The sequence below is a fragment of the Pantoea sp. SGAir0175 genome (assembly GCF_043547855.1).
The window spans coordinates 2,112,751-2,138,632 of sequence record NZ_CP028081.1; the positions used below are offsets into that span (position 1 = coordinate 2,112,751).

Annotated in this window: 21 protein-coding genes; 10 read left to right on the forward strand and 11 right to left on the reverse strand. The window is 57.8% G+C overall.

Features of this window, described 5'->3' with window-relative positions; translation table 11 throughout:
- Window positions 1–231 precede the first annotated feature (231 nt).
- Window positions 232–2,328 carry an FUSC family protein gene (locus C1N56_RS09760; protein ID WP_394516600.1) on the forward strand — a complete coding sequence of 699 codons (2,097 nt, stop codon included), beginning with the start codon at window positions 232–234 and terminating at the stop codon, window positions 2,326–2,328.
- Here C1N56_RS09760 and C1N56_RS09765 read toward each other — a convergent pair.
- Window positions 2,325–6,908 carry an ATP-dependent helicase gene (locus C1N56_RS09765; protein WP_394516601.1) on the reverse strand — a complete coding sequence of 1,528 codons (4,584 nt, stop codon included), beginning with the start codon at window positions 6,906–6,908 and terminating at the stop codon, window positions 2,325–2,327. The genes C1N56_RS09760 and C1N56_RS09765 overlap by 4 nt on opposite strands.
- 127 nt (window positions 6,909–7,035) lie before the next feature.
- Window positions 7,036–8,463 (reverse strand): purine-cytosine permease family protein, encoded by a 1,428-nt coding sequence (locus C1N56_RS09770; protein WP_021506030.1) that lies wholly within the window; start codon window positions 8,461–8,463, stop codon window positions 7,036–7,038.
- 275 nt (window positions 8,464–8,738) lie between these two features.
- On the opposite strand from C1N56_RS09770, the gene C1N56_RS09775 reads away from it, so the two are divergent.
- Window positions 8,739–9,269, forward strand: coding sequence for a GNAT family N-acetyltransferase (locus C1N56_RS09775; protein WP_059008837.1), 531 nt, complete (start codon window positions 8,739–8,741; stop codon window positions 9,267–9,269).
- An 85-nt stretch (window positions 9,270–9,354) separates the two neighbouring features.
- On the opposite strand, the gene C1N56_RS09780 is transcribed toward C1N56_RS09775, so the two are convergent.
- Window positions 9,355–10,134, reverse strand: coding sequence for an alpha/beta hydrolase (locus tag C1N56_RS09780; RefSeq protein ID WP_021506032.1), 780 nt, complete (start codon window positions 10,132–10,134; stop codon window positions 9,355–9,357).
- Between the two features lie 228 nt (window positions 10,135–10,362).
- Here C1N56_RS09780 and C1N56_RS09785 point away from each other — a divergent pair, with 228 nt between their 5' ends.
- From C1N56_RS09785 to C1N56_RS09800, 4 genes are all read left to right on the forward strand, one after another.
- Window positions 10,363–11,094 (forward strand): YoaK family protein, encoded by a 732-nt coding sequence (locus tag C1N56_RS09785; RefSeq protein ID WP_021506033.1) that lies wholly within the window; start codon window positions 10,363–10,365, stop codon window positions 11,092–11,094.
- A gap of 146 nt (window positions 11,095–11,240) precedes the next feature.
- Complete coding sequence (gene abiEi, locus C1N56_RS09790; protein WP_021506034.1) at window positions 11,241–11,795, forward strand: type IV toxin-antitoxin system AbiEi family antitoxin; 555 nt, start codon at window positions 11,241–11,243, stop codon at window positions 11,793–11,795.
- Window positions 11,770–12,687 (forward strand): nucleotidyl transferase AbiEii/AbiGii toxin family protein, encoded by a 918-nt coding sequence (locus C1N56_RS09795; RefSeq protein WP_058780563.1) that lies wholly within the window; start codon window positions 11,770–11,772, stop codon window positions 12,685–12,687. The genes abiEi and C1N56_RS09795 overlap by 26 nt, the downstream gene beginning before the upstream one ends.
- Window positions 12,688–12,870: 183 nt before the next feature.
- Entirely contained in the window at window positions 12,871–13,386 is a 516-nt protein-coding gene (locus C1N56_RS09800; protein ID WP_058758650.1) for a phenolic acid decarboxylase, read from the forward strand.
- An 820-nt stretch (window positions 13,387–14,206) separates the two neighbouring features.
- On the opposite strand, the gene C1N56_RS09805 is transcribed toward C1N56_RS09800, so the two are convergent.
- Window positions 14,207–14,650 (reverse strand): NUDIX hydrolase, encoded by a 444-nt coding sequence (locus C1N56_RS09805; RefSeq protein ID WP_264443549.1) that lies wholly within the window; start codon window positions 14,648–14,650, stop codon window positions 14,207–14,209.
- Window positions 14,651–14,972: 322 nt separating this feature from the next.
- Here C1N56_RS09805 and C1N56_RS09810 point away from each other — a divergent pair, with 322 nt between their 5' ends.
- Window positions 14,973–15,728 (forward strand): SDR family oxidoreductase, encoded by a 756-nt coding sequence (locus C1N56_RS09810; protein WP_104186652.1) that lies wholly within the window; start codon window positions 14,973–14,975, stop codon window positions 15,726–15,728.
- 40 nt (window positions 15,729–15,768) lie between these two features.
- Here the strand turns inward: C1N56_RS09810 and C1N56_RS09815 are convergent, their stop codons facing one another.
- Window positions 15,769–16,602, reverse strand: a complete 834-nt coding sequence (locus C1N56_RS09815) for a LysR family transcriptional regulator (RefSeq protein ID WP_152391003.1) — start codon at window positions 16,600–16,602, stop codon at window positions 15,769–15,771.
- A 109-nt stretch (window positions 16,603–16,711) separates the two neighbouring features.
- Between C1N56_RS09815 and C1N56_RS09820 the strand changes: the two genes are divergently transcribed.
- Window positions 16,712–17,446, forward strand: a complete 735-nt coding sequence (locus C1N56_RS09820) for an SDR family oxidoreductase (RefSeq protein ID WP_394516602.1) — start codon at window positions 16,712–16,714, stop codon at window positions 17,444–17,446.
- Between the two features lie 2 nt (window positions 17,447–17,448).
- Here the strand turns inward: C1N56_RS09820 and yeiL are convergent, their stop codons facing one another.
- Window positions 17,449–18,141, reverse strand: coding sequence for a transcriptional regulator YeiL (gene yeiL, locus C1N56_RS09825; protein ID WP_127834764.1), 693 nt, complete (start codon window positions 18,139–18,141; stop codon window positions 17,449–17,451).
- Between the two features lie 136 nt (window positions 18,142–18,277).
- Between yeiL and rihB the strand changes: the two genes are divergently transcribed.
- Window positions 18,278–19,210 (forward strand): ribosylpyrimidine nucleosidase, encoded by a 933-nt coding sequence (gene rihB, locus C1N56_RS09830; RefSeq protein WP_058769797.1) that lies wholly within the window; start codon window positions 18,278–18,280, stop codon window positions 19,208–19,210.
- A gap of 83 nt (window positions 19,211–19,293) precedes the next feature.
- Window positions 19,294–20,544: a NupC/NupG family nucleoside CNT transporter gene (locus C1N56_RS09835; RefSeq protein ID WP_104187121.1), complete on the forward strand. Its 1,251-nt coding sequence runs from the start codon at window positions 19,294–19,296 to the stop codon at window positions 20,542–20,544.
- 15 nt (window positions 20,545–20,559) lie between these two features.
- On the opposite strand, the gene C1N56_RS09840 is transcribed toward C1N56_RS09835, so the two are convergent.
- The 5 genes from C1N56_RS09840 to C1N56_RS09860 all read right to left on the reverse strand — a co-directional run bounded on the left by C1N56_RS09840 (window position 20,560) and on the right by C1N56_RS09860 (window position 25,840).
- Entirely contained in the window at window positions 20,560–21,423 is an 864-nt protein-coding gene (locus C1N56_RS09840) for a DeoR/GlpR family DNA-binding transcription regulator (protein ID WP_021506045.1), read from the reverse strand.
- Window positions 21,424–21,551: 128 nt separating this feature from the next.
- On the reverse strand, window positions 21,552–22,499 hold the full coding sequence (locus C1N56_RS09845; RefSeq protein ID WP_058758551.1) for a D-ribose ABC transporter substrate-binding protein: 948 nt from the start codon (window positions 22,497–22,499) through the stop codon (window positions 21,552–21,554).
- Between the two features lie 74 nt (window positions 22,500–22,573).
- Complete coding sequence (locus C1N56_RS09850; protein ID WP_058758647.1) at window positions 22,574–23,629, reverse strand: ABC transporter permease; 1,056 nt, start codon at window positions 23,627–23,629, stop codon at window positions 22,574–22,576.
- Window positions 23,630–23,651: 22 nt separating this feature from the next.
- Window positions 23,652–25,190 carry a sugar ABC transporter ATP-binding protein gene (locus C1N56_RS09855; RefSeq protein ID WP_394516603.1) on the reverse strand — a complete coding sequence of 513 codons (1,539 nt, stop codon included), beginning with the start codon at window positions 25,188–25,190 and terminating at the stop codon, window positions 23,652–23,654.
- Window positions 25,187–25,840 (reverse strand): DUF2291 domain-containing protein, encoded by a 654-nt coding sequence (locus C1N56_RS09860; protein WP_288422241.1) that lies wholly within the window; start codon window positions 25,838–25,840, stop codon window positions 25,187–25,189. Before C1N56_RS09860 ends, C1N56_RS09855 begins: the two co-directional genes overlap by 4 nt.
- Window positions 25,841–25,882: the final 42 nt, after the last annotated feature.

A 25,882-nucleotide genomic window follows, 5' to 3' on the forward strand; every position in this document is an offset into this window, starting at 1 on the left:
CTGCCGCTGAAGGCAGTTTGTTGCTTTCTGCGGCAGTGACAGCGCAGATATCCCGCCTGCGACCCGCCGATCGCTGCATTCTATTAGTTTCTTTAAAGCATTCTGTGCCTGATGTCAGGCGAGTATGAACACAGTTTTCGATTACGAAACAATTTGTCGTAGTTATCGGGATGAGCGCCCGCCAGATTCTGGCAGGATACGCCGCACTTAGCGCCTTCTGGTCTCCGTGACATGCAGTGGTTTTCGAAAAACGCCGTTTTTTTTGCTGTAAAAACCTGTCTGGCCGCCTTTCTGGCATTGTATCTGGCTCTTGAACTGAATGTTGATCGTCCCGCCTGGGCGCTGACCACGGTGTTTGTGGCATCGCAGCTTTATTCGGCCTCCACCATTTCCAAATCGCTGTTCCGCCTGCTTGGCACGCTGCTCGGTGGCGTCTTCATCTTTTTTATCTTTCCGCTCACTGTGGCGCATCCGCTGCTGTTCAGCCTGTGTATCTCACTGTGGGTGAGCCTGTGTCTCTATCTGTCGCTGCACGACCGCACGCCGAAAAGCTATGTCTTTATGCTGGCGGGCTACAGCGCCGCGATTATGGGTTTCCCGGAAGTGACGACGCCGCTCGGTATCACCAGCACCGTGCTGTCGCGCATTGAGGAAATTACTTTAGGTATTGTCTGCAGCAGCCTGGTGCACGCGCTGTTGTTTCCGGTCTCGATGCGCAGTCTGCTGGAGCAGAGCGTCAGCCAGTGGTATCTCAACGGGCGCAAGCTGTGCCGCGATTTACTCTCTGGCATTTCCGCTGACCGATCGCCAGAACGCGACGAAATCCTGACCCGCATGGCCACTAATCCGCAGCAGGTCGAGATCCTGATTACCCATTGCGTGTACGAGGGCGACGCGGCCCGGCGGCTGATTCGCCTTGTCAGCATGCAGTATCAGCATCTTTCATACTTAATCCCCACGCTGACGGCGATTGAGATGCGGCTGCAGCGGCTGGCGGCGCGCCAGATTGCCTTTCCTGCCTGGGTTGAGCAGACCCTGCAGCAGTTCCTGCTGTGGCTGAATGACGGCGAAGCGGTGGGCGATGTCATTGGCATTCAGCTGGAACTGAGCCTTTGTCAGGATCGGCTGAATGCAGCGTGGCGCAACGGCGAATTGTCTACCGAACACTGTCTGCTGTTTACCGGCCTGCTGGAGCGGCTGGTGGATTTTGTGCGTATCGCCGGGGCTTACCAGAGCGTGGGCGGGCTGGTCAGCGATCTGTCAGGCGACACCACGCTGGCGCGCGGCAAACGCACGCATCGCTTTTTCGACAAAGGGCTGATTCGGCTGTCGGCGCTGACGGCATTTTGCGCCACCTTTGGCTCCTGTCTGTCGTGGATGGCGACCGGCTGGCGCGACGGGGCATCAGCGCCAGTGATGGCCGCGATTCTCAGCTCCTTCTTCGCCAGCCTCGATACGCCGCTGACCTCAATGAAGCTGTTTATTCGTGGGGTGATCGTGGCGATCTTTATCAGTGTGATTTATGTCGCGCTGCTGCTGCCGCAGGCAACCTCGTTCGAGGCGCTGATCCTCTGCCTGGCCCCGGGTTTGCTGCTGCTCGGGCTGATGATTGCGCGACCGGCCAGCAACATGATCGGTCTGAGCGTGGCGATTCAGATCCCCGGCTTTATCGGGCTCGGACATCATCTGAAACCCGATCTGGTGCTGCTGGTGAATAACGCGATTGCTTCAATGGCCGGCGTGCTGTTTGCGGTGATCCTGACCGCGCTGATGCGCAACAAGCGGCCATCGTGGACCGCGCGCCGTGCCGTGCGTCACGGCCTGCGTGAACTGCTGCGCTTTATCAAGGAAATTGAGCGCAACGGCTCATCGCTGCTGGGACGCCAGCGTTTTATTGGCCTGATGCTGGATAAGGTCAACGTGGTGCTGCCACGCCTGCACCTTGATCCGCAGTCCGATATGGCGCCGGCAGGAATGCTGCTGACCGAGGTGTGGCTGGGGGTTAATAGCTTTGACTACTACGCGCGCCATCAGGCGCTGCTGAGCCGTTATCAGCTGGACAGCGGGCAGATGTTTCACGAGCTGGGACTGTTTCTTAAGCGCAGGCTGAAGTCGCTGCAGACGCCGCCGCATGAGGATTTGCAGGAGGAGCTCGATGTGCTGCTGATGCAGCTGGAACAGCTGGCGCAGCGTGACGAGGCGCTGCTGCTGCCGCTGTTTCATCTGTTCAGCATCCGGTTATACCTGTTTCCGCAACTTAGCTGGCCGGTGGCCACGCCGCGTCAGGCCGAACGCCTGCAGCAGCATCGTTACCGCCTGCAGGCTTAGTCATACCAGCTGTAACCTTTCGGCACGCGGGAAAAGCCGATGGCTTTCAGGGCCGGTAGCAGTGATGACTGGCTGGCCGGCTGATCGTCCACCCGTTCGAGAATGAAGCTGTGGGTCTTCTCCCGGCGTAAGGCCTGGCCCAGCGCCACGATCGCGGCCTGGCGTTGCTCCTCACTAATGTCGCCAAAAGTTAACAGCTCTTTACCACCCGGCGGCAGCCACAGCATAACGCACCCATTGCCAATCACCACCAGTGCGCCGCTGCGGCGGGTAGGCCGCACGCCACCGACGCTGAGCGGCCACGTCAGCTGCACGCCAAAGGGATTGGCGGGATCCAGCACCGTCAGCGCCACCGGCGGATGTGTGGCCTGCGCGCTGCCGAGCTGACGCAGCCGATCGATGGCCGGATTTTCAGCAAACTGCGCGCCACCCATGCCAGCAACAAAGCGGCCGCGCAGCAGCCGTCCGGCATCCTCCATACCGCGCAAGAGCGGCTGCAGCGCCGGAAAGCCACCGGGAATCTGCACTGCCACGGCGGCACCGCGCGTGATCACGCCAAAGCGGTCGAGCATATTTTCAGTCAGCGCCAGGGCGCGCTCGGTATCGGCCAGCGGCTGCCGCACAATCAGCGACCAGCGTCCGGCCATGCTGTTGAGCGAGGGCTGCGCAGCAGCACTGCGGCTGGCCGCGAAACTGGCCCGACTGTGGCGACTGCGCGCAGGACGGGCCGGGCGTGGACGCGGCGTGTGGCTGGTGGTGCTGAGCTGGCGCAGCGCGGCCCAGGTATCCATGGTCAGATAGCCGCGCCATACCAGTTCCCACATCGCGGCAAAGACTTCGCCGGGATCGACAGAGTGTTCAGGCTGCGCCATCACGCGCGGTAGCAGCTCGCGGGCGAACCAGCCGCCGCCATCCTGTAACTGCGCCACAATCGCCTGCTGTAAAGGTGACAATGTCACATTATTACCTTCATCAGGCACCGGTAACGTTTCACTGGCAAACTCGCTCAGGTGCAGTGAGACCAGACCGTCCTGCGCGCCAGGTGCTCGCTGGCCACTCCAGATGACTTCACCGGAAGAGAGCAGCTCATCCAGCATCGCAGGCTGATAGTCACGCACCCGCACCGGCAAAATCTGGCTTTCCCACAGCGAAACCGGCAGCGCAACGCCAGCCAGTTGTTCAATCACCCGCACCACGCCGTTGATACCGGCAAAGGCGCCCTGTGCCGCGGATGCTGCGACGTCGCTCAGTAATCCCTGACGCTCAAGCAGAAAAGCCACGTACGCCGGCGCTTCGACCGGTCGGGTGGCCTCACGCGCCGCCTGCAGCGATCGCACGCGCAAACGACGAAATACGCTTTCCGCTACCCACTGCGTTGACGCATCGACCGCAGGCGAGAGGAAGTCGCCTTTCAGTACGCGTTGCTGCTGACGCAGCTCTTCCAGCGTGTCGTCGACCACGGCGCGGCCCAGACCAAAGCGGGCGGCGATTTGCAGACTGGTGGCGACAGCGTGAGTGCGCAGATAGCGATTAAGTAAGTCATGCAGCGGACGGGCCACCGGCGCGAGCAGCCCGGCGGGCAGATCAGCTGGCAGCGCCGTGCCCAGTGCGTCGCGCAGCCGCACGCCATCTTCGGCGACAGCCCAGCGCGCCTCTGCCGCAATCGTAACCTGAATGATGCGTTGCGCCTGTTGCAGCGCGGTTAGCAGCGGCATCAGCGCCGCCTCGCCGTTGTAGCGCACCGTGATTTCCGGCACAGTGAGCGGCCCCAGCTCGCGCAGCAGATCAACCACAGCTTCCTGAGTGCTGGCCTGATAATCGGGGACGGTGCGCTGAAGCTCCTGCTCAACGCGTGCCACCACCTCGGGTGCCAGCAGCTCGTGCATCTCAACCTGGCCCAGCAGATCGCTCAGCAGCGCGCTGTCGAGCGCCAGCATTGAGGCGCGCCGCTCCGCCTGCGGCGCATCGCTGGCATACATGAATTCGGCGACATAGCCAAACAGCAGCGGCGCAGCAAACGGCGAGGGCGTATCGGTAGTAACTTCAGTCAGCTTAACCTCGCCCTGTTGTATCCGCGCCATCAGCTGATGCAGCGCCGGCAGGTCATACACGTCCTGCAGACATTCACGCGCGGTTTCGATCAAAATCGGGAAATCGTCGAACTGCCGCGCCACCTCCAGCAGCTGCCCGGCGCGCAGCCGCTGCTGCCACAGCGGAGAACGTTTACCGGGATTGCGGCGCGGCAGCAGCAGGGCGCGCGCGGCGCATTCGCGGAAGCGGGCGGCAAACAGCGCAGAATGTCCCACCGCAGCCGTCACCTGTCGCTGGAGTTCGTCCGGCGCAAACAAAAACAGTTCAGCGCCTGGCACCCGGCCTTCGCTGTCAGGGAAGCGCGCGACAATCCCATCATCGCTGGCGACCACGGCCGGATCGAGGCCCATCTGGCGGCCAATCCGCTCAGCGATGGCCAGCACCCATGGCGCATGCACGCGCTGACCATAAGGGGAATGCAAAATCACGCGCCAGTCGCCGGTTTCATCGCGACAGCGCTCAATCAGCAAATTGCGATCGTCAGGCACCAGGCCTGTGGCGGCAATCTGTTCGTCGATGAGCGCACGAATGTTGTGTCGGGCATTGGCGTCAAGGTTGTCGCTGCCGGGCAACACCCCGCTGGCGGCATGTCGCAAATAGCGGCCAATGGCTTCGCCGAGTGTCGCCGAACGCCCGAGACTGTCGCCGTGCCAGAAGGGCAGGCGCGCCGAGCGACCGGGTGCCGGCACCACTACCACCTGATCGTGCGTAATTTGCTGGATGCGCCACGAGGTGGCGCCAAGCGTGATGATGTCGTTAATCCGCGACTCATACACCATCTCCTCATCCAGTTCGCCGACCCGGCGCGCACCAGACTGTTCTTCGCCTTCCGGCAGCATCACGCTGAACATGCCACGATCCGGAATGATGCCACCGCTGGTGACGGCCAGATGCTGCGCGCCCGGGCGACCGCTTAAGGTTTGCTGTTGTCGATCCCAGATGATGCGCGGGCGCAGGTTAGCAAACTCGTCCGAAGGGTAGCGGCCAGACAGCATATCCAGCACCGCATCGAAGGCGTTACGCGGTAACGTTTTGAACGGATCGGCACGGCGCACCTGTTGATACCATGCCTCGACTGACAGGGTGTCCATGGCCGCCGCCGCCACCGTATGCTGAGCGAGAATATCGAGCGGATTGTGTGGCAAAGCGATAGCATCCAGTTCGCCTGCCAGCATCGCGTCCACCGTCACGGCCGCATCAACCAGATCGCGGCGCGTGCGCGGCCAGATAATGCCTTTCGGCGTACCGCCGACCTGGTGACCGGCCCGGCCAATACGCTGTAGCGCGCTGGCCACCGAAGGCGGTGCCCCGACCTGAATCACCAGATCGATATCACCCATGTCAATTCCCAGTTCAAGACTGGATGTCGCCACCACGCAGCGCAGTTCGCCGGCTTTCAGGGCGTTCTCAATCTCCAGCCGCTGCTCTTTCGACACCGAGCCATGATGCGAACGGGCAATATACGCTTCAGCAGGCGTGGCGCGTTTTTCGGTTCCACCGCTAAAAGAGCCATAGGCGAGGGCGGGCTCTGTTACGCCCAGTTCCGGCGCGGCGCGTCGCGCATACAGTTCGTTGAGCCGTGCGGTGAGTTTCTCCGCCAGCCCACGCGAATTGGTAAACACCAGAGTCGCGCGATGGCGCAATACCTCATCCAGAATGCCGGCTTCAATATGCGGCCAGATGGAACCGGCGGCGAGGCTGCTCTCCTGCGCGGCGCGCGCATCGGGACGCTGCTGGATGTCCGTCATGTCCTCTACCGGCACGGTAATTGTCAGCTGTAGCGGCCGCTGCGCCGGCGGGTTGACGATGCGCGCAATACCTGCGCCACCGAGGAAAGCCGCCACCGCTTCTGGCGGTCGCACAGTGGCCGACAGGCCAATGCGCTGAGCAGGCTGCGCCAGCAATACATCGAGACGTTCCAGGCTGAGCGCCAGATGGGCGCCGCGTTTACTTCCGGCCACCGCGTGCACTTCGTCAATAATCACGGTTGAGATGCCGCGCAGCGTTTCGCGGGCTTTTGACGTCAGCAGCAGGAAAAGTGATTCCGGGGTAGTAATCAGGATGTCCGGCGGCCGGCGCTGCAGCTTTGCCCGTTCGGCGCTGAGCGTGTCGCCGGAGCGCATGCCGACCTCCAGCGTGATTTCCGCCTCACCCAATTCCGCGCGCTGAGCGGCAACACCCGCCAGCGGTAGCGCCAGGTTACGCTGCACGTCAGCCGCAAGCGCTTTAACCGGTGAAATATACAGAATGCGCGTCTTATGACTGCGCGCTACGGGTTCGTCCCGGCTGCGTTCGCGAAACAGCGCGTCGATCGCATGCAGAAATGCCGCCAGCGTTTTGCCGGAGCCGGTCGGGGCAATCACCAGGCAGTGTTGTCCGCTGGCGATGGCGCGCCAGGCTTCCTGTTGTACGGGGGTCGCCGCCGGGAAAGTGCGGCGAAACCACTGTTGCGTGGCCGGGGTGAACAGTGAAAGCGCTGAGGCTGGCATCCATGACTCCTGCATTCTCGAAAGGGCGATCAGCAGTGTAGCGTGCCGCAGCGTTTACGGCATTATCAGGATATTGCCGATGAGGGCGGCGCGAAAACACGCGCCGCAGCACTAATATGTGACAACGTCACTGAGGGTAAACAGAGTCGGCCAGTTTCCCGCGGCGATCAAAGCGACGTGCGGCCAGCCACAGCAATGCGGTAACAAACCAGCCGATGATCCATGACACATCGTTGCCGGCAAAAATCCACGTCAGGGAACCATGATGCAGCGGGTTATCAATGAACGGCAGCTGTACCAGCACCCCGAGGAAGTAAATGATAATGCCGGCCCAGTTCCAGCGACCATAGCGGCCATCCGGTTGCGACAGCGCGGGCACATCGACTTTCCCTTTGGTAATCAGATAAAAATCCGTCAGGCTGATGGCGCTCCACGGCACAAAAAAGGCCAGCAGGAACAGCAGGAAGTGGGTAAATGATTTGAGAAACGCCGGTTCGCTGAGCAGCGCAATGATGCAGGAGAGCGTCACCATCAGCACCACAAACAGGATACGTCCGCCACGGCTGATCGCGGTTTGCTGGCGAAAACCGGAGACAATGGTGGTCAGCGACATAAAGCTGCCGTAGGCATTGAGCGTAGTGAAGGTGATTTTGCCAAAGCAGATGGCGAAGTAGATAACCATCGCCATGGTGGCGCTGCTGCCCAGCCCGACGATGTAGCCCACTTCATTACCGGAGAACGCTTTACCCGCAATTGCAGCCACAATGACGCCCAGCGTCATGGATGCCTGCGTGCCCAGCACGGTGCCAAAAAACACCGAACTGAACAGCTTTTTCGCGGAGACATCCACCGGCAGATAGCGCGAGTAGTCCGACACATAAGGGCAAAACGCAATCTGCCATGACGAGGAGAGCGATACCGCCAGCAGAAAACTGGCAACGCTGAAGTGCTGATTTTGCCAGACGGCCGCTAAATCGTGGCTGGAGAGTAGGGTGATGAACAGGTAAACAAACGCCAGCACGCCGATGACGCTGGCCACTTTGCCGAGTTTATGAATCACCCGATAGCCGAGCACCGCAATCACGATGATGATGGCGCTGAAGATGATCATGCCGGCTGCATTGCTGACGTTGACCAGCTTCGCCAGCGCCTGGCCGGCCAGTACCGTGCCGCTGGCCGAGAAGCCCACATACATAATGCACACCAGCACCAGCGGGATCACCGCGCCAAACACGCCAAACTGCATACGGCTGGTGATCATCTGCGGCAGGCCAAGGCGCGGGCCCTGAATCGCGTGCAGCGACATGATGGCCGCGCCGACGATCTGTCCCACCAGTAAACCGACAATCGACCACACCACATCGCCGCCCAGCACCACCGCCAGCGCACCGGTAACAATGGCGGTGATCTGCAAATTGCCGCCAAACCACAACGTGAACTGGCTAAACGGATGCCCGTGACGCTCGCTGAGCGGGATGTAATCAATGGAACGTGTTTCTGACAGGCGCTGTTTCTCTGCACCTGAATAATCTGCGGCAGGTATCTGAGCGGACATAGTTTCCTCGCTGGAACGGCTAAAGGTGGTTAGTCATTGATTTTTCTTGTTAGTCAGTGGTAAATGTCACGAAACATACATGTATATACATGTAGCGATATTGTCACGAGGTTGATGAGGTTACAAGCTGACCGGTCATTGGAAATTGTGATGACGCTGGCAATGTTGTCCGTTAATGTCAGGAGATTGTCCAGTAACGGACGCGCACAAAGGCGATGATGCGCTAACTACAGACCCACTAACTGTGGCGATCAGGACAACCCGGGGAGGGAATCATGCAGGCAGTGATTGAAACAGAACGCTTACGACTGGAACCCTTTGCGCTAAGCCACCTCACCGGCTTGCGCGCGATGGATGATGACCCGGAAATCATGCGTTATATCAATGAGGGACAGGTGAAGAGCGAGGACGAGACGCTGGCGACCATTGAGCGCGTGCAGCAACGCTGGCAGCGCTATGGTTTTTCCTGGTGGGCGCTGCGCGAGAAGAGCAGCGATGACATCGTCGGAGCGGCTTGTCTGCAGCATCTGGCCCATCAGGAACAGGCGCCGCTGGAAATTGGCTGGCGACTGTTGCGCAGCAGTCAGGGGAAAGGGTATGCCACCGAAGCCGCCACGGCGATTGTGCAGTTTGCTACCGGGCAGATTGGCGTGGATTATCTGGTGGCGGTGGCACATCCGGAAAACCTTGCATCCCATCGGGTGATGCAGCGGCTGGGTATGCGCTATCGCGGTATCGAGCAGCATTACGACCAGCCCTGTGTGGTTTATGAACTGGATATGAAGAGTGCCCCAGCGCATTCATAAGGCAGGGCGCGCACCCTTTCTGGCGGCGCGATTTATCACGCAATAAATTGCGCCGCTATCAAACATGCACCCGGTAAGGGTGCGCTCAATACCCCGGTACGTGCGCGGCTTTCATAATCAGATTTGCCACCGCCTGCGGCTGGGAAATCAGCGACACATGGCTGGCCTTGAGTTCGATGGTCTGCGCATGCATGCGTTTCGCCATAAAGCGCTGCAGATCCGGATTGATAGTGTGATCCTCCGTCGACACCGCATACCAGCTCGGTTTGCTATGCCAGGCCGCCACGCTGGTTTTCGCCTGGGTAATGGCTTTACCCATCGGCTGCTGAACGGCGTAATAAGCCCGCGCTTCGCTTTCTGGCAGATCGCCGGCAAAGTCATGGATAAACGCCTGTTCACTGAGCGCGCCAAAGCCATCGTCACGCCACTTCAGGCCAGCGGCAACCGGTGCCGCAGGGAACTTTTTGGTGAGCGCCGGATAATCTTCACCGGCCTCCGGCGCGCGCGCCGCGATATATACCAACCCCTTCACTTCAGGTTCATCGCCCGCCTGACTGATAACCATGCCGCCGTAGGAGTGCGCAACCAGAATCACCGGTCCATCCTGCTGTGCCAGCGCGCGTTTCACCGCCGCCACGTCATCATTCAGCGACGTCGTTGGGTTTTGTACCGCGGTGACGTGCAGACCTTTCGCCTGCAACAGTGGGATGACTTTGCCCCAGCTGGAGCCATCAGCGTACAGGCCATGGACCAGCACAATATTTTTTACTTCCTGCGGCGCGGCAGCGCTATCGGCGTGCGCCAGTCCGGCACTCAGGGCTGAGATTACCAGCGCCGTCAGCGCCGTGATTTTGCGTAATGTCATGATCGATCCTCATAATTAATCGGGGTTCATGCACCACTGTAAGCGCCGGGGACCAACATTCCGCTGACGTGGAAATGACAAAAAAATGACAGCGACACGATGTGGCAGCGGAGGATTTAAAAGTAATAAAAGCAGAGGATTAGCCGTGAGTCGGAGCATAGCCGCTATGCTTGATAAGGATGAGACCCGACCAACCCGAGAATCTCTCAAAGGAGTGCTGAATAGATTATGCTGTTGCGCAAGAAGAAAATCCGCTCTCACAGCGAAGACCGCCTGCTGGCGTTAACGCTGGCCACCACGGCCGGTATCCTTAACGCCATGGCGTTTGGCGCATTTGGTTTTTTCCCTTCCCATATGACCGGCAATACCTCGCAAATTTCGGCAGAGGTAAATGGTTCTGACCTGCACGATCTGCTGTTTCTGGCCGTGCTGATTTTTGCTTTTGTCTGTGGTGCCATGCTGGCGCGTTTAACGGTAGCTTACGGCCTGAAGCGGAATCTGCGCACCATTTACTGTCTGGTGCTGCTGGCAGAGGGTATTTTCCTGCTGCTGACCTCCCTGGTAGAAATCCTGTGGTATTCCGAACGAAACAACGGCGAAATATTGGTTACGCTGAGTCTGCTGATGGGCATCCATAACTCAACCTCAACCCAGCTTTCTTCCGGTCGCGTTCGCTCCACGCACGTGACCGGCACACTGACCGACGCCGGCATCGCGTTAGGCTCCTGGCTGCGCGCATCGTTCAGTCAAAGCGAGGCCGCCGATCGCGATGGCCACCGAACTGTGCTTTTTACTCATCTGGTCACGATTTTCTCATTTCTTTCCGGCTGCGTTGTCGGTTATCTGCTGTTCAGACACCTTGGATTTGAAGCGATGGCGGGGTTGGGCATTGTGCTGGCGCTGATCGCTGTCGGTGGCATCGCCAGAACCCTGCATTTAACCGGCATGCGATTTTGGTAACACGCACGGAGAGTTGTCCGATTTGAAGCAGGTGAAGTAAGTGCACATGAATACTACTTTTTGCTGGTATTCATGTGCACTTGAAAGTGCAGGGCAAATCATGTACACATGAATACTCTATAAATGTGGTTTTCCCGTAGACTTATATGAACAAAATGACGGCAATCGAGCGGCTTAACGCGTTTGACAGGCAGGGGCGCTATGTCTTTGCTGTTCGTGATTTAGCCAAAGTCTTTTATGACGACAGTGACAAGGCTTTCAATGCTGGCCTGAACCGTCTGGTGAAGGACGGCATCCTGCAGCGCGCCAGCCGTGGCGTCTATGTTTACGCCTATGCGAGAAGTAAAGACGCTTACACGCTGGAAAGAATCGTCCAGACGTTGCGCAGAGGAGAATACAGTTACCTGAGCCTGGAATCGGCGTTATCGGCTTACGGTGTAATTTCACAAATCCCGATGGGGCGTCTTACCGTTATGACCACGGGCCGTTCTGAAGAACACATTACGCCTTATGGCGTGATCGAATTCACGCATACCAAACGATCGCCTGAACAAATTTTGCAGGACACCATTTTGGGCGAGTCACCTTTGCGCCTGGCAACCAAAAAAGCCGCACTGCGCGATTTACGTCGGGTGGGACGTAATACGCATCTGATTGATGAGGCGGAAACGAACGATGAATCAGAAAGTCAGTTTCACTGAACTGGTCGCTAAGGCCATGGCTTCAGCGCAACTCGAGGGTATGCGTAACGTAGTGGAAAAAGAGCTTTTACACTACGACATCCTTTACTGTCTGGATAAAGCGGGTCTGCTGCAAAATCTGACGTTCCAGGGCGGTACCTCTTTGCGGCTATGTTATGACGGCAATCGGTTTAGCGAGGATCTGGATTTCGCCGGCGGCATCAACTTTTCCGGTGCAGATTTAAAAAACATGAAGGTCTGTATCGAAGACTATCTCGGCACGCGTTACGGTTTAGAAGTTACGGTCAAAGAGCCGGCAGAACTTCGCCGCCAGCCGGGCTATGAAGAGATCAGAGTCGATAAATGGCAGGTCTCCGTGACGACGGCACCCGAAAAACGCGATATGCCTAAGCAACGCATCAAGGTCGAAGTTGCTAATATTCCCGCTTACAGTCGCAAACCGTTGCCGCTGAGCCGCAATTATCCGGTGTTGCCGGATGGCTACAGCGATACGCTGGTGATGTGTGAAAGTCTCGACGAAATCATGAGTGATAAGCTTATTTCCCTGGTTGCGACCACCAAATATCTTCGTTACCGCGATGTCTGGGATTTACCCTGGCTGATGCAGCAAGGCGCTGCGTATGATGTGGGGTGGATTCGGCAAAAAATCGAGGATTACCGGATTCCTGACTATGAAAAGTTATTAAAACAGCGGCTGGCTGGTATCGAAAACATCGTCAAAGACGGACGTTTTTACAACGAGATGCGCCGTTTCATACCCCAGCAGGTATTTGCCAGAACGCTGGGACGGGCAGAATTTACCGATTACATCGCCGAACGTTTGACCTCGCTGTTGCAAAGATTGCAGCGAGATTTAGCAGGAAAACGACCCGATGACGCCTTCAGAATGTAACAGCGACAGTTGGCCCGACGTGCAGAGGAGATAAAAGAGCAGGGGGACGGGCGCTGTCAAGCCGGCTGCACGCTCAGGATGCGGATTTTTTTGTTAATTTGCCGTCTGGTTTTCACACAGGCGCTATAACTTACTATTCCTGCTTCAACAAACTGCTGATGAGGTAAAACAATGGATAACACCATGATAACGGATGAATTTTCCAAAGATTTGTCTGCGTTTGTCGGGACGCATTTTGTTTATACCTATGATAATGGCTGGAAATATGAGTGGTACGCGCGCAACGCAACAACCTGTGATTATCGTATCCATCAGGGATTGGTTGGTGGCCGTTGGGTGACCAACCAAAGTATGAATGCGGTGCAGTTCGCGCCGGGCATTTATAAAGTCGACTGGCACGAGCCGACCGGCACCTGCGTCAGTCTGCTGTTTGATATCAACCGCAAGGTGATTCACGGCACCATCTTTTTCCCGCAGTGGATTGCCGGCGAAGGACAGCATCCGGAAAAAACCATCTGCTATCAGAATGAATTCATCGAAGATATGCATCGTTTCCGTGATGAAGGGCCAGCGTATCCGTACGTAGTGATTCCTGAGTTTGCCAAAGTGACCTACATGAAGAATGAAGGTCCGGATAATGATGCCGTAATCAACATGCCGCCGGGACAAATGCCGGAAGATTATTTTAAAGATAAATGAGGCTGGCAATCCGCTGACGGCGCCGGGTTCGGTCGCCATGAATGGCGCCCCTGCGATTGTGCAGTGCGGAGTGGCATTGCAGGGTGCGCATTGATGCGCACCTGGATGACATCGCGATATTCAGCAAACAGACCGATCGCGCTACGTGAAATCTGACAAAAGCGCTGAGGGATAACCGGGAAGTTTTCGCGTAGCGTTGTCATGCTGGATGAGCTAAAGCCATGATTAAAGCGACGAAGCGCGAAGCTGACCGGGCAGTCAGCTGTAGGGTGCGCATTGATGCGCACCAGGATAACGTCGTAGTGTCGCAAGATTCGTTGTCATTGTGGATGAGCAGATGTTTAAAGCACCGAGGGCGAAGAAGCTAACCGTGCAGTCAGTTGTAGGGTGCGCATTGATGCGCACCAGGATAACGCCGTGGTGTCCATCAAACGGACCGGTGGGATACGTTTTCACATAGTGTCGCCGTGGTGAATGAGTTGTGAGCCTGGTAAGAGGCGTGAAGGGCGAAACTGAAGGATTGAAATACGCGATTAGATATCTTATTTAACATAATATACATTATGCGCCATTTAATCACAGGGGCAAAGCTGACCTGATCGCTGTGAGCTAAGCTGACCAGGCCGCTTTAGGCTACCTGCTGAAAATCCTCAGATACCTGTATAAATTCTGCAAGCATTTCCGTGAGTTCATGCTTCAAACTTTGCTTTCCTGAGCATGTGTCGGCTCCACTGAACATACTCTGATCACCTGCAATAAGATTCCATTTGAAAGCGGCAATGATAGATTCATACGCTCAACGCTATGACACGTCGCGTAATTAATCCGGCAATGTGCAGAGATCAGCAATATTTATTGGATAAACGACGTCGCGAGTGTTTCGCAGCTCAGTAAGATCCCACCAGTGATAACTATCAATGACTGACTTTTCATTTTCAGTCCAACCACTGGTACAGATATCTTCATCTCCAACTTTAATTAAATAAAATCGTTCATTTGCCAAAACCACCTCACCGCTGGGAAGCGTCATTTCAAAAATGCGCTCAGTTAACGGCTGACCCACATCATCGACATAAAAGCCTGTTTCTTCTCTGAGCTCTCTGATAGCTGCCTGTTCAAAAGTCTCTCCCGGTTCAACGCCTCCACCGGGTGTGGCCCAGTATTCTCTGCCTGACAGGGCATTATTTTTATGCTTAAACCAGAATAATAAAACCTGATTAAGGGGATTTATAATAAGCAAACGAGCCGAATCGCGGGTGCGCACTTTATAATTCCTTTATGATTTTTAATACAAATCAGCATAACTGATCATGGTCAGAAAACGAAACGCCACAGTCTGCAGGAACAGGACGACAGGATAGACATCCCTCCCCGGCTCGCTATATAGTAAGCGCGCATCTCACTTCTGACTTGCCGTAGGCGTTACCGTCATCCAACGCGCCCTGAACCGGAATGGGCCTCTGCGCAGAGGAAAACCGGAACAGCGCCACGGCATCGTTCACGCTTTCTACGCATCCTGTTTCACGGGATCGCTAGCAGTGCATCACTGCACGTGGCCTTTCATTCTCTGACTGACAAGGCACACTATGAAACTGACCAACAACACCCTGCTCATCACCGGCGCAACCAGCGGTATTGGCCGCCGCATGGCCGAGGTTTTTCACGATCGCGGTAACCGCGTCATTATCACCGGCAGACGTCAGGCGCTGCTCGATGAGATCACCGCCCAGCGCCCGGCCATTACCGGCTTTGCTCTGGACGTTAATGACACCACCGCCCTCGCCCGCTGTTCTGCGGCGATTCACGCGCAGTTCCCGCATATCAACGTGCTGATCGCCAACGCCGGTATCTCGCAGCCGGAAACGGTGACGACAGACGAATGGACCAGTGATATTGCTGAGCAAATCGTGATGACCAACATCCTCGGTGTGATTCGCGTCACCGCCGCGTTTTTGCCGCTGCTGCGCCGTCAGCCGCAGGCCACGCTGATGGCAACCAGTTCCGCGCTGGCCTTCATGCCGCTGGCCAGTTTTCCCACCTACTGCGCCAGCAAAGCCTTTCTGCATTCCTGGCTGGTTTCGCTGCGTCATCAGCTGCGTAATACCCCGGTTGAGGTGCTGGAAATGCTGCCGCCATATCTACAGACGGCGCTGACCGGTGATCACCAGCTCAGCGATCCCCGTGCCATGCCGCTGGAAGACTATATCGCGCAGATTCTGCAGATGCTGGAAAATGGTCCGGTCGCGCGCGGCGAACTGCTGCTGGAGCGCGACTATACGCGGCGCTGGGCCGAACGCGACGGCAATTTTGACGCCATATTTGACATGATGAACCCGCGCTAATCTGCTTTGAACCGGTGCGCCCGGCAGCGTACCGGATCTATCACGAAGTACGCAAAGGCGCGCCGTGGCTGAAGTGCGCCAGCAGCCGTTCTACCGCCGGATTGGCCTGCGCCTGAACCGCATAGCAAATGCCGACACGCCGCATCAGCGGCTGACCGGGTAAAGCGCGCCAGGCCAGGCGATGCCGCGCGGCAACCAGCGGCGCCGGCGCAATGGTGACGCCAAAGCCGGCTTCCGCCAGATCCAGCGCCAGCGCGTAGCTGCCGGCGTTGGCCGCTGCCGCACCCGCACCGTAAAACGGCAGCAGCCGCTGATGTGACTCATCAGTCGGCACCATCACCCACGACAGCGGATGCAACTGATCATGGGTCAGCGTTTCCAGCTGATTTAGCGCATGACTGGCGGGATACGCCAGCACGTAGTGCTCTTCAAACAGCGGCATAAACAGCTCGTCTTCGCAGCGCAGGCTTTCACACGCCAGCCGGATATCGCCCACGCAACCGGGCTCGACGTTAAGCAGCACCGTGGGAAAATGTTGCCGGATGGCCGTCAGCAGTTGCGCCAGCTGGGCGGGGGCGACATCCCCTTCAACGCCAATCTTCAACGGCAGACAATCCGACGGCTGCCGAAAGCGTGTCACCAGCGCCTGCATATCGCTGAGCATCTTGCGCGCCTGCGGATAAAGGACGCGAGCGTCCTCCGTGACCTCCACGCCGCGCGGCCTGCGGATAAAAAGCGTGGTGGCCAGCTCCTCTTCCAGCAGTTTGATCGTGGCCGAGAGCGCGGGCTGCGTCAGATTGAGTAACTGTGCGGCGCGCGTGATGTTGCGCTCCTCAAACACGCAGATAAAAGCTTTTAGCTGTCGCTTATCCATAGAAAATGATTATATCGGCGAAAGAAATAAACCATTTTTCACCAATTGCCGCGCGATTTAAAGTGCACGCCTCAGCTTCGCCATTAATTTTATCTATGAGGAAGTCATTATGACGCAGAATGTTAAACCCTTAATCGTCATCACCGGCGCCAGCTCCGGTATCGGTCTTGCCACGGCGAGACTGCTTTCGGCGCGTGGACATGCCCTGCTGCTGCTGGCTCGCCGTATCGATCGTATGACGGCACTGAACCTGCCCAACGCCCTGTGCCGCGCGGTTGATGTGACCGATCGCCACGCATTTACCACCGCAGTGCAGGATGCTGAGCAGCAGTTTGGCCCGGTCGATGCGCTGATTAACAATGCGGGCGTGATGCTGCTCGGCGCGATTGAACAACAGGATGCCGGCGAATGGGATAAGATGTTCGACGTCAACGTGAAAGGCCTGCTCAATGGCGTGCAGGCGGTCACCGCAGGCATGATTGACCGTAAAGGGGGCACGATCATTAATATCAGCTCAGTGGCCGGACGGAAGACGTTTCCTAATCACGCAGTGTATGTTGGCACTAAATTCGCTGTGCATGGCATGTCAGAGAACCTGCGCGAAGAGCTGTCGCCGCACAATGTACGCGTGATCGTTATCGCGCCGGGCGCAGTTGAAACCGAGCTGTTGAGTCACACCACCAGCGAAGCAATCAAGGACGGTTATCACGCTTGGAAAGACGAAATGGGCGGCAAGGTGCTCAGCGCAGACGACGTGGCCAGCGCCATCGATTACGCCTATTCGCAGCCGCAGTCGGTCTGCGTGCGGGAGATCGTGCTGGCGGCCACCCGCCAGGGCGCATAAACTCAGTGACCCGGCAGCGCTGCGCCGGGCTCCATCTCTTCGGCTAAGGCCGTCAGCGCCGCGCGGTTACCGATCGCATAACCCCCCTGCTGCTTACGCAGCACCCCTTCTGCGCTGAACTGCGCAAACACATACAGCAGGTGGCGATAGGTCACGCCAAGGTACTCCGCTACCTGCGTATGCTTCTCTTTATACACACCGTCATGCTGAGTCAGCAGGATAAAGGCCGCCAGCCGGTTAACCAGCGGAAACGCCTGATTGCGCGTTGAGGTGACAATATTGCGGAAATTCTTTTTCACCAGGCCGAGACAGGCGTGGCGCAGGAACTGCGCATCATTTAACAACAGCGTGCGGCAGGTTTTCACCGGCAGCGCCAGGCACCAGCAGGCTTCAATTGCCTGCACCGCGCGTGAAGCATGCGTTTCATCCAGCACTTCAATCTCGCCAATAAAACAGGGCGCATTAAAGAAATCCACCAGCGAAATACGGCCATTGGCCAGCGTGACATACAGTTTGGTGCGACCGCGCGCCAGATAAAACATATACGCCGGCAGAGCCCCCTCGCGCACAATATAGTCCCCGGCAAGAATATGAAATAAATGTGTGTGCGGGATCACATCGGCTGAAAATTTATCGCAATAGCCGGACGCCATTATTAACTGCTGCTTCAGCGCGTCATTATTTATTTCTTTCATCATTCGATGTCCACTATGAGATTTCTCATACTCTGGCGTGTCACGCCGCTGCTAAGGTGAAGGCCTCTACCCTACCGCACCGGAAAATTTCTGCAATGAAATTAAGGTGATAAATAAAGAAGCTGAGAAGTAAACCATGACAGCACGTAAAATTATTCTGGACTGTGATCCCGGTCATGATGATGCCATCGCCATCATGCTGGCCGCGAAACATCCTTCGATTGAACTGCTCGGTATCAGTATCGTGGCGGGCAATCAAATTCTGGACAAAACGCTGGTCAACGGCCTGAACGTTTGCCAGATGCTGAATATTGACACGCCAGTTTATGCCGGCATGCCGCAGCCGATTATGCGCCAGCAGATCGTCGCCGATAATATTCACGGCGAAACCGGTCTTGACGGCCCGGTGTTCGGCCCGCTGACGCGTAAGGCGGAAACAAAGCACGCGGTGAACTTTATTATCGATACGCTGATGAACAGCGACGGGGATATCACGCTGGTGCCGGTCGGCCCGCTCACTAATATTGCAGTAGCGATGCGCATGCAGCCGAAAATCATTCCTAAAATCCGTGAAATTGTGCTGATGGGCGGCGCTTACGGCACCGGTAATTTTACCCCGTCGGCGGAGTTTAATATTTTTGCCGACCCGGAAGCCGCGCGCGTGGTATTTACCGCCGGCGCCCCGCTGGTGATGATGGGGCTCGACTTAACGCACCAGACGGTGTGCACGCCGGACATCATTACCCGCATGGAAAAGGCCGGCGGCCCGGCCGGAAAGCTGTTCAGCGACATGATGAATTTTACGCTGAAAACCCAGCACGATAATTACGGTCTGGCGGGCGGCCCGGTGCATGACGCCACCTGTGTCGCCTATCTGATTAATCCGGATGCCTTCAACGTTCAGCCGATGTTTGTCGAAATCGATGTTAACAGCGGTCCCTGCTATGGCCGCACGGTGTGTGATGCGCTGGGCGTGCTGGGGAAACCGGCAAACACCAAAGTGGGCATCACGCTGGATACCGCATGGTTCTGGGATTTAGTCGAAGACTGCGTGCGCAGGTACCGCTAATCATTTAACCCCACAATATGGGCAGAAAGTGGTCGCCCATACCGCTATGCAACCTCACCAGGCTGATATCAGGAAATATCATGATGGATATAATGAGAAGTGTTCTGGGTATGGTGGTATTACTGGCGATCGCGTTTCTGCTGTCAGTAAATAAAAAGCACATCAGTCTGCGCACCACCGGTGCCGCGTTACTGATTCAGATTGCCCTCGGCGGCGCGATCCTTTATTTGCCGCCGGGCAAATGGCTGGCGGAAAAAGTCGCCAGCGGCGTGCATCAGGCGCTGGCTTACAGTGATGCGGGCAGCGCGTTTCTATTTGGCGCGCTGGCCGGACCGCAAATGGACAAGGTGTTCAACGGCGCCGGCTTTGTGTTTGCTTTTCACGTTCTGCCGGCCATCATCTTTATCACCGCGCTGGTTAGCGTGCTCTACTATATTGGCGTGATGGGCGCCATCATTCGCCTGCTCGGCGGCATCTTTCAGCGCGCGCTCAATATCAGTAAGATCGAATCCTTCGTGGCGGTCACCACCATTTTCCTCGGCCAGAATGAGATCCCGGCCATCGTCAAACCCTTCGTCAACCGTCTCAATCGCAACGAACTGTTCACCGCCATCTGCAGCGGCATGGCTTCAATAGCCGGTTCCACTATGCTCGGCTATGCCGGGCTGGGGGTACCGATTGAATATCTGCTGGCCGCCTCGCTGATGGCCATTCCTGGCGGCATTCTGTTCGCCCGGCTGCTCAGTCCGGCAACGGAAGCGTCGCAGGTGACTTTTACCAACCTGTCGTTTAGCGACACGCCGGCACGCAGCCTGATTGAAGCCGCCGCCAGCGGAGCGATTACCGGGATGAAAATAGCCGCCGGTCTGGCGACGGTGGTGATGGCGTTTGTCGGTATCATCGCGATGCTCAACGGCATACTCGGCGGCATCGGCGGCTGGTTTGGTCACGGCGACATCAGCCTGCAGGGAATACTCGGCTTCGCGCTGGCCCCGCTGGCGTGGCTGATGGGCGTGGCGTGGCACGATGCGGCGCTGGCGGGCAGTCTGATAGGTCAGAAACTGGTGGTGAACGAGTTTGTCGCCTACATCAGCTTTTCACCTTATCTGCATCAGGCGGGCGCGCTCGACGGCAAAACCATCGCCATCGTCTCGTTCGCCCTGTGCGGCTTTGCTAACTTTGGTTCGATTGGCGTGGTGGTCGGCGCCTTTTCTGCCGTCGCACCGGAGCGCACCCCGGAAATCGCGCGGCTGGGCCTGCGCGCGCTGATCGCCGCAACGCTCTCCAATCTGATGAGCGCCACCATCGCCGGCTTCTTCATCGGCCTTGGCTAAGGCGCAAACCGGGCATTACGCCTCTGTGCGTCCCTGCCCGGTTTTCATCGGTGCCACCACCACATTCACCCCCAGCTCCTGCAGGCGACGTAGCACCGGCACCGGCGTGCCCTGATTGACGATCACCACATCAAACTCGCTCAGGTGGGCAAAGCGATGCAGCGCGCGCCGCTCAAACTTGGTGTTATCCATCATCAGGATGCGCTTCTGCGCCGCCTCGAACATGGCACGCTTGGTCTCCACCGTCTCGGCCGACTGGTGAAACACCGCATCATCAATAATCGCCGACATGCTGACAAAAAACACATCGGCGCGCAGGCTGGCGATTTCGTCTCGCGTCATGCGCCCCATAAAGGCGTTACACCAGTGATGAAACTGGCCGCCGAGCCCCATCAGAGTGATATCGCGACCGTTGCGTAATTCATTCATTAACGTCAGCGAATTGGTGATCACCGTGAGCGGCGCTTTGGCCGGCAGCAGCCGCGCCATCTGCAGCACGGTGGTGGAATCATCCAGAAACAGCGCCTGGCCGGGTTCAAGGTAGCCAGCGGCCACTTCGGCAATCGCCTGTTTCTCTTCCAGCTGGCGCGTGGCACGGTAGAGATCGCTGGATTCCACCAGGCTGGTTGGTGTGGCAGAGACCACGCCGCGTGATTTATGCAGCAGCCCGCGCTCAACCATCTCATCAATATCGCGATGGGCGGTCATCAGGCTGATCCCGAAGCGCTCAGTAATATCTTCGATACGCACCGCGCCTTCGGCCATCACGGCTTCGGCTATGAGCTGGCGTCGTGCCAGCTGACGCGCCTGACGGCTGTCGCCCGGTAAGGTTTCATTCAGGAAGTGACCAGCGGAGGTCTCTTGCGGGTTATGCGCCATGTTTCGTCCGGAAAGTGAAGCGGAAATGCAGTTTCGGCTTTGATTACAGCGCGTAAACGTTTCTTTTGCAAATCAGGCGCGCAGCAGCTAACCGATGACGGCCAAAATGCCGCCATCGGTAATCTGACTTACTGCTTCAGGACAAACGGCGAAACGAAATCACCGGCGTTGTCTTTGGTGATCAGGATACAGTCAAACAGCTGCTTCTCCTGTGCTACACCGGTTTTGCCGGTTTTGAGGAAGGTGTCCGCCTGCTCTACCGCCTTCTGTGCGAACTGTGCTACCGGCTGCATCACGGTATAGGCCAGCGTACCGGCTTTAACCGCGTCGACCGCATCCGGTGAACCGTCAAACCCACCCACTTTCACCTGACTGAGTTTGCCGGCTTCCTTCAGGGCGGCGATAGCACCCAGCGCCATCTCATCGTTACCACTGATCACCCCTTTGATGTTCGGATTAGCCTGCAGCAGTGACTGCATTTTATTGAAGCCCTGGGTGCGATCCCAGTTCGCCACTTCCTGGCCGACTTTCTTCAGCGTCGGGTACTGAGACAGCACGGTATCGAAACCGTTGGCGCGCGTGGCGGCGTTGTTATCCGAAGGCGGTCCCACCAGCTCGACATAGCTGGCGCTGTCACCCACCTGCTTCACCCACTCCATCGCGCCCACTGCCGCGCCCTGCGCGTTATTCGACACCAGCTGCGCTTTAGCCAGCCCGCTCTGGTTCAGTTCGGCATTGATCACGAACACCGGAATATTGGCGGCAATCGCTTTCTTCACCGAGCCAATCGAGCCGTCGGCGTTAGCCGGATCGAGAATGATCGCCTTCGATTTATTGGTGATCGCCGTATCAATCAGCTGGCTTTCGGTGTTGGTATCCCCTTTGTGCGCGCTGACTTTGGCACTGTAGCCCAGCTTCTCCGCCGCCTTCTGCGCGACCTGGCCCTCAGTCAGCCAGTATGGGTTGGAGGGATCGTTGACGATGATGGTCATCAGGCCGTTGTTGGCCCAGCTGGGTAAGGCAAAGGTGGAGATGGCCATCGCGGCGGCGGCGATAAACAGACGTTTAGTGAACATAGGTGCTCCGTTATTATTAGGGTACAGGTTTGTTTTACGGTTACTCGCGCGCCAGCCTGCCAGCGCGCACAGGGTTAGCGACCGCGCCGGCCGTATTGCAGGGTGTTGAGCAATACCGCCAGCACAATCACGGCGCCAGTGAACACCGTCTGCCAGTAGGCAGAAACGCCGATAATCACCAAGCCATCAGAGAGAAAGCCAATCACGAACGCGCCGAGCAGCGTGCCGCGCACGTTACCGCGTCCTCCGGTCAGCGCCGCACCGCCAATCACCACCGCAGCAATGGCGGTCAGCTCGTAGGTGGTGCCCGCGGTCGGACCGGCGGAGGTCAGCTGCGAAGAGAGCACCAGCCCGGCCATCGCCGCACAGATACCCGACAGCACGTAGACGCTGATTTTGATGCGTTTTACCGGCACGCCGGAAAGATCGGCGGCGCGCTCGTTACCGCCTGAAGCATACAGCCAGCGGCCAAACGCCGAGCGACTCAGCAGGAAACCGCAGGCCAGCGCCACTGCGCCGAGCACCAGCACGCCGACCGGGATGTTGAACAGGCGGTTAAAGCCGAGCCAGTCGAAGCCGGTATTGCCCAGCGCTTCGCTGCCGGAGAGTTTGTTGTAGGTCAGACCGTTAGTGATCAGCAGCGCGATACCGCGCGCCACATACATGGTGCCGAGCGTGGCGACAAACGCCGGGACGCGAAAAATCGCAATCAGCACGCCGTTGACCAGCCCTACCAGCGCGCCCAGCACCAGCGTCAGAATTGCCACCGCCCACACCGGCAGATAGAGCACCACGCCGAGCGCTTCAAGGTTGATGCCCTGCATCATAAAGCCGGCCATCACCCCAGCCAGTCCCAGCGTCGAGCCGACTGACAAATCAATCCCGCCGTTGAGGATCACCAGCAGCATGCCGATCGCCGGCAAACCGAAGATGGCCACATGCGATGCCATGGTGAGGAAGTTCGCGCCGGTAAAGTAGTTGGGCGAAAGCAGGGAGAAAGTGGCGATAATCACCAGCAGCGCGATAAAGGCACGCCCTTCCAGCAGCAGCCGCGCCAGATTGAGGCGCTTGCCGCTGGCCGGTTTCGCCACCCGCGGTGCGCTATCCAGCGTTTGGGTTCTGTCAGTCATACCGTTTGCTCCGTTTTTCATGTCATGCCACCAGAGACTCGCCCGAAGCGGCCATAATGCGTTCTTTACTCACGCTGGCGTCGAAGATGGCCGAGATGCGCCCTTTGCTCATCACCACGATGCGGTGCGCGATACTCAGGCACTCGCCCACTTCTGAGGTGGTGTAAACCACCGCCAGCCCTTTGCTGGCGTTCTCCGCCAGCAGACGAAACACTTCGGCTTTGGCACCGATATCGATGCCGCGGCTCGGTTCATCCAGCAGAATCACTTTGGGTCGGGTGGCGAGCATTTTGCCGATCACCACCTTTTGCTGATTGCCGCCGGACAGGGAACCGATGGCCGCCTCACCGCCGGCAGTCTTGACCGTCACGTTACGAATGCTGTCACCAATCAGCTGTTTCTCCCGTCGCGTTGACAGCACCAGCCCGCGTACAAACTCGCTGATGCTGGCCAGCGACAGGTTTTCGCCCACCGTCATGGTCTGCACCAGCCCGTCGCGCTGGCGATCCTCCGGCACCAGCGCCAGTCCCATTTTGATGCGTTGCGACAGCGACAGCGCGGAGATCTCGGTATCCTGCAGCAGGATGTGCCCGCTGCTCTGCTTCAGCCGTCCGGCGAGACACTCCAGCAGCTCGGTGCGCCCCGCGCCCATCAGGCCATAAATGCAGACAATCTCGCCGGCCTGCACCGTCAGCGACAGCTGATCCACCAGCCGGATACCGGTTTTGCTTTTCACGGTTAACGCCTGCACCGTCAGCGCGTCGCCACCGAAGGCATAGCCGCCGGGCGGTGAACCGAGGTCGAAGTGCTCTCCCACCATGTTGCGCACGATCCATTCGAGGTCGATCTCGTCGCGCCGGGCGTAGGCAGTCATTACGCCGTCACGCAGCACCACTGCGCGATCGGTGATCTCCAGTGCTTCCTCCAGATGGTGTGAGATATACACAATTGCCACGCCCTGACTGGTCAGATCGCGGATGACCTGAAACAGCACCGCCACTTCCGCCGCGCTGAGCGCCGAGGTCGGTTCATCCATGATCAGGATTTGTGAATTCACCGACAGCGCGCGGGCGATTTCCACAATCTGCTGCTGCCCGAGACGCAGGTTCTCCACCGGCGTCAGCGGATCAATCTCCTCCTCCAGCGCCGCCATCAGATGGCGGGTCAGCCGCGCCTCTTCGGCGTAATCCACCCCGCCGGGCCGCATGATTTCGCGCCCCATAAAAATGTTGTCGCGCACGTTCATGTTGGGCGCGAGATTCAGCTCCTGATGAATAATCGAGATACCACAGTCGCGCGCCTCGGTGGCCGAACGGAACACCTTTGCTTCGCCGTTTAACAGAATTTCCCCGGATGTTGGCGTAATCACGCCAGAAAGAATTTTCATCAGCGTCGATTTACCGGCGCCGTTTTCACCGAACAGCGTGGTGACTTCGCCGCGGCGGATTTCAAAATTGACGCCTTTCAGCGCATGGGTGGAGCCATACACTTTGCTGACGTTGCGCGCCTGCAGAATCACTTCTCCTTTCAGCAGCGCCGGGTTGACGTTGAACGGTTTCATTGCACCTCCACGCGCACCGGCGTAATCAGCCAGTTGGTCGGGCTGAGCAGACGGAACACGCCGACCACCTGCACGGTTTTGCCCGGCAGCGCGTCGCGGTCCAGTTTCTCCAGCACCGCCACTTTCATGGCGCGATTAATCGCCGCCCCGGCGTTCTGGTATTCGATCTGATTAGTAAAATCACCAAACTGAATTTTGCCGCTGGCATCACGCAAATCGGTGCCGGTGATCGCCGGGCCGGTTTGCAACCGCAGCTGCGTGCCCGCTGGCAGACCGGCGACCTGTAACGGGAATACACCCATTTGCCCCGGCTGCACCACGCCCTGCAGTTTGACCGGCAGCACCGGCAGCGGCGAGCCGACACCGTATCTGGCCACCGCCTGCTGCCGATCGCTGTTCAGTGCGGCCGCCAGCGTGGCGGCATCCACCGCGCGCGCTTCGACATCCTGCTGGATGCCGGGAAAGGTTTTCTGCCCGTAGCTGTCTGCGGAGAAGCCCTGCTGACGCGCGTCGTCCGCCGAACCGATGCGCACCACTTTGGTATTCAGCGCCATGGCAGCCACCAGCGCCACGATCACCACACCGCTGAGCGTGTAGCGCCGCCGACGTTTGCGTGCCAGTTGCTGCGTTAAGATTGAGACCTCGGACATAACGTGACCTCTCAGGATGCACAGCGACGATGTTCATCGCCG

Excerpts from the sequence above, each read along its gene's own strand:
- rihB (WP_058769797.1), top strand. The coding sequence starts at position 18,278 with ATGACAGCACGTAAAATTATTCTGGACTGTGATCCCGGTCATGATGAT.
- C1N56_RS09835 (WP_104187121.1), top strand. The coding sequence starts at position 19,294 with ATGGATATAATGAGAAGTGTTCTGGGTATGGTGGTATTACTGGCGATC.
- abiEi (WP_021506034.1), top strand. The coding sequence starts at position 11,241 with ATGAACAAAATGACGGCAATCGAGCGGCTTAACGCGTTTGACAGGCAG.
- C1N56_RS09850 (WP_058758647.1), bottom strand. The coding sequence starts at position 23,629 with ATGACTGACAGAACCCAAACGCTGGATAGCGCACCGCGGGTGGCGAAA.
- C1N56_RS09820 (WP_394516602.1), top strand. The coding sequence starts at position 16,712 with ATGACGCAGAATGTTAAACCCTTAATCGTCATCACCGGCGCCAGCTCC.
- C1N56_RS09760 (WP_394516600.1), top strand. The coding sequence starts at position 232 with ATGCAGTGGTTTTCGAAAAACGCCGTTTTTTTTGCTGTAAAAACCTGT.
- C1N56_RS09840 (WP_021506045.1), bottom strand. The coding sequence starts at position 21,423 with ATGGCGCATAACCCGCAAGAGACCTCCGCTGGTCACTTCCTGAATGAA.
- yeiL (WP_127834764.1), bottom strand. The coding sequence starts at position 18,141 with ATGAAAGAAATAAATAATGACGCGCTGAAGCAGCAGTTAATAATGGCG.
- C1N56_RS09855 (WP_394516603.1), bottom strand. The coding sequence starts at position 25,190 with ATGAAACCGTTCAACGTCAACCCGGCGCTGCTGAAAGGAGAAGTGATT.
- C1N56_RS09770 (WP_021506030.1), bottom strand. The coding sequence starts at position 8,463 with ATGTCCGCTCAGATACCTGCCGCAGATTATTCAGGTGCAGAGAAACAG.
- C1N56_RS09780 (WP_021506032.1), bottom strand. The coding sequence starts at position 10,134 with ATGACATTACGCAAAATCACGGCGCTGACGGCGCTGGTAATCTCAGCC.
- C1N56_RS09785 (WP_021506033.1), top strand. The coding sequence starts at position 10,363 with ATGCTGTTGCGCAAGAAGAAAATCCGCTCTCACAGCGAAGACCGCCTG.
- C1N56_RS09860 (WP_288422241.1), bottom strand. The coding sequence starts at position 25,840 with ATGTCCGAGGTCTCAATCTTAACGCAGCAACTGGCACGCAAACGTCGG.
- C1N56_RS09800 (WP_058758650.1), top strand. The coding sequence starts at position 12,871 with ATGATAACGGATGAATTTTCCAAAGATTTGTCTGCGTTTGTCGGGACG.
- C1N56_RS09845 (WP_058758551.1), bottom strand. The coding sequence starts at position 22,499 with ATGTTCACTAAACGTCTGTTTATCGCCGCCGCCGCGATGGCCATCTCC.
- C1N56_RS09775 (WP_059008837.1), top strand. The coding sequence starts at position 8,739 with ATGCAGGCAGTGATTGAAACAGAACGCTTACGACTGGAACCCTTTGCG.
- C1N56_RS09795 (WP_058780563.1), top strand. The coding sequence starts at position 11,770 with ATGAATCAGAAAGTCAGTTTCACTGAACTGGTCGCTAAGGCCATGGCT.
- C1N56_RS09815 (WP_152391003.1), bottom strand. The coding sequence starts at position 16,602 with ATGGATAAGCGACAGCTAAAAGCTTTTATCTGCGTGTTTGAGGAGCGC.
- C1N56_RS09765 (WP_394516601.1), bottom strand. The coding sequence starts at position 6,908 with ATGCCAGCCTCAGCGCTTTCACTGTTCACCCCGGCCACGCAACAGTGG.
- C1N56_RS09810 (WP_104186652.1), top strand. The coding sequence starts at position 14,973 with ATGAAACTGACCAACAACACCCTGCTCATCACCGGCGCAACCAGCGGT.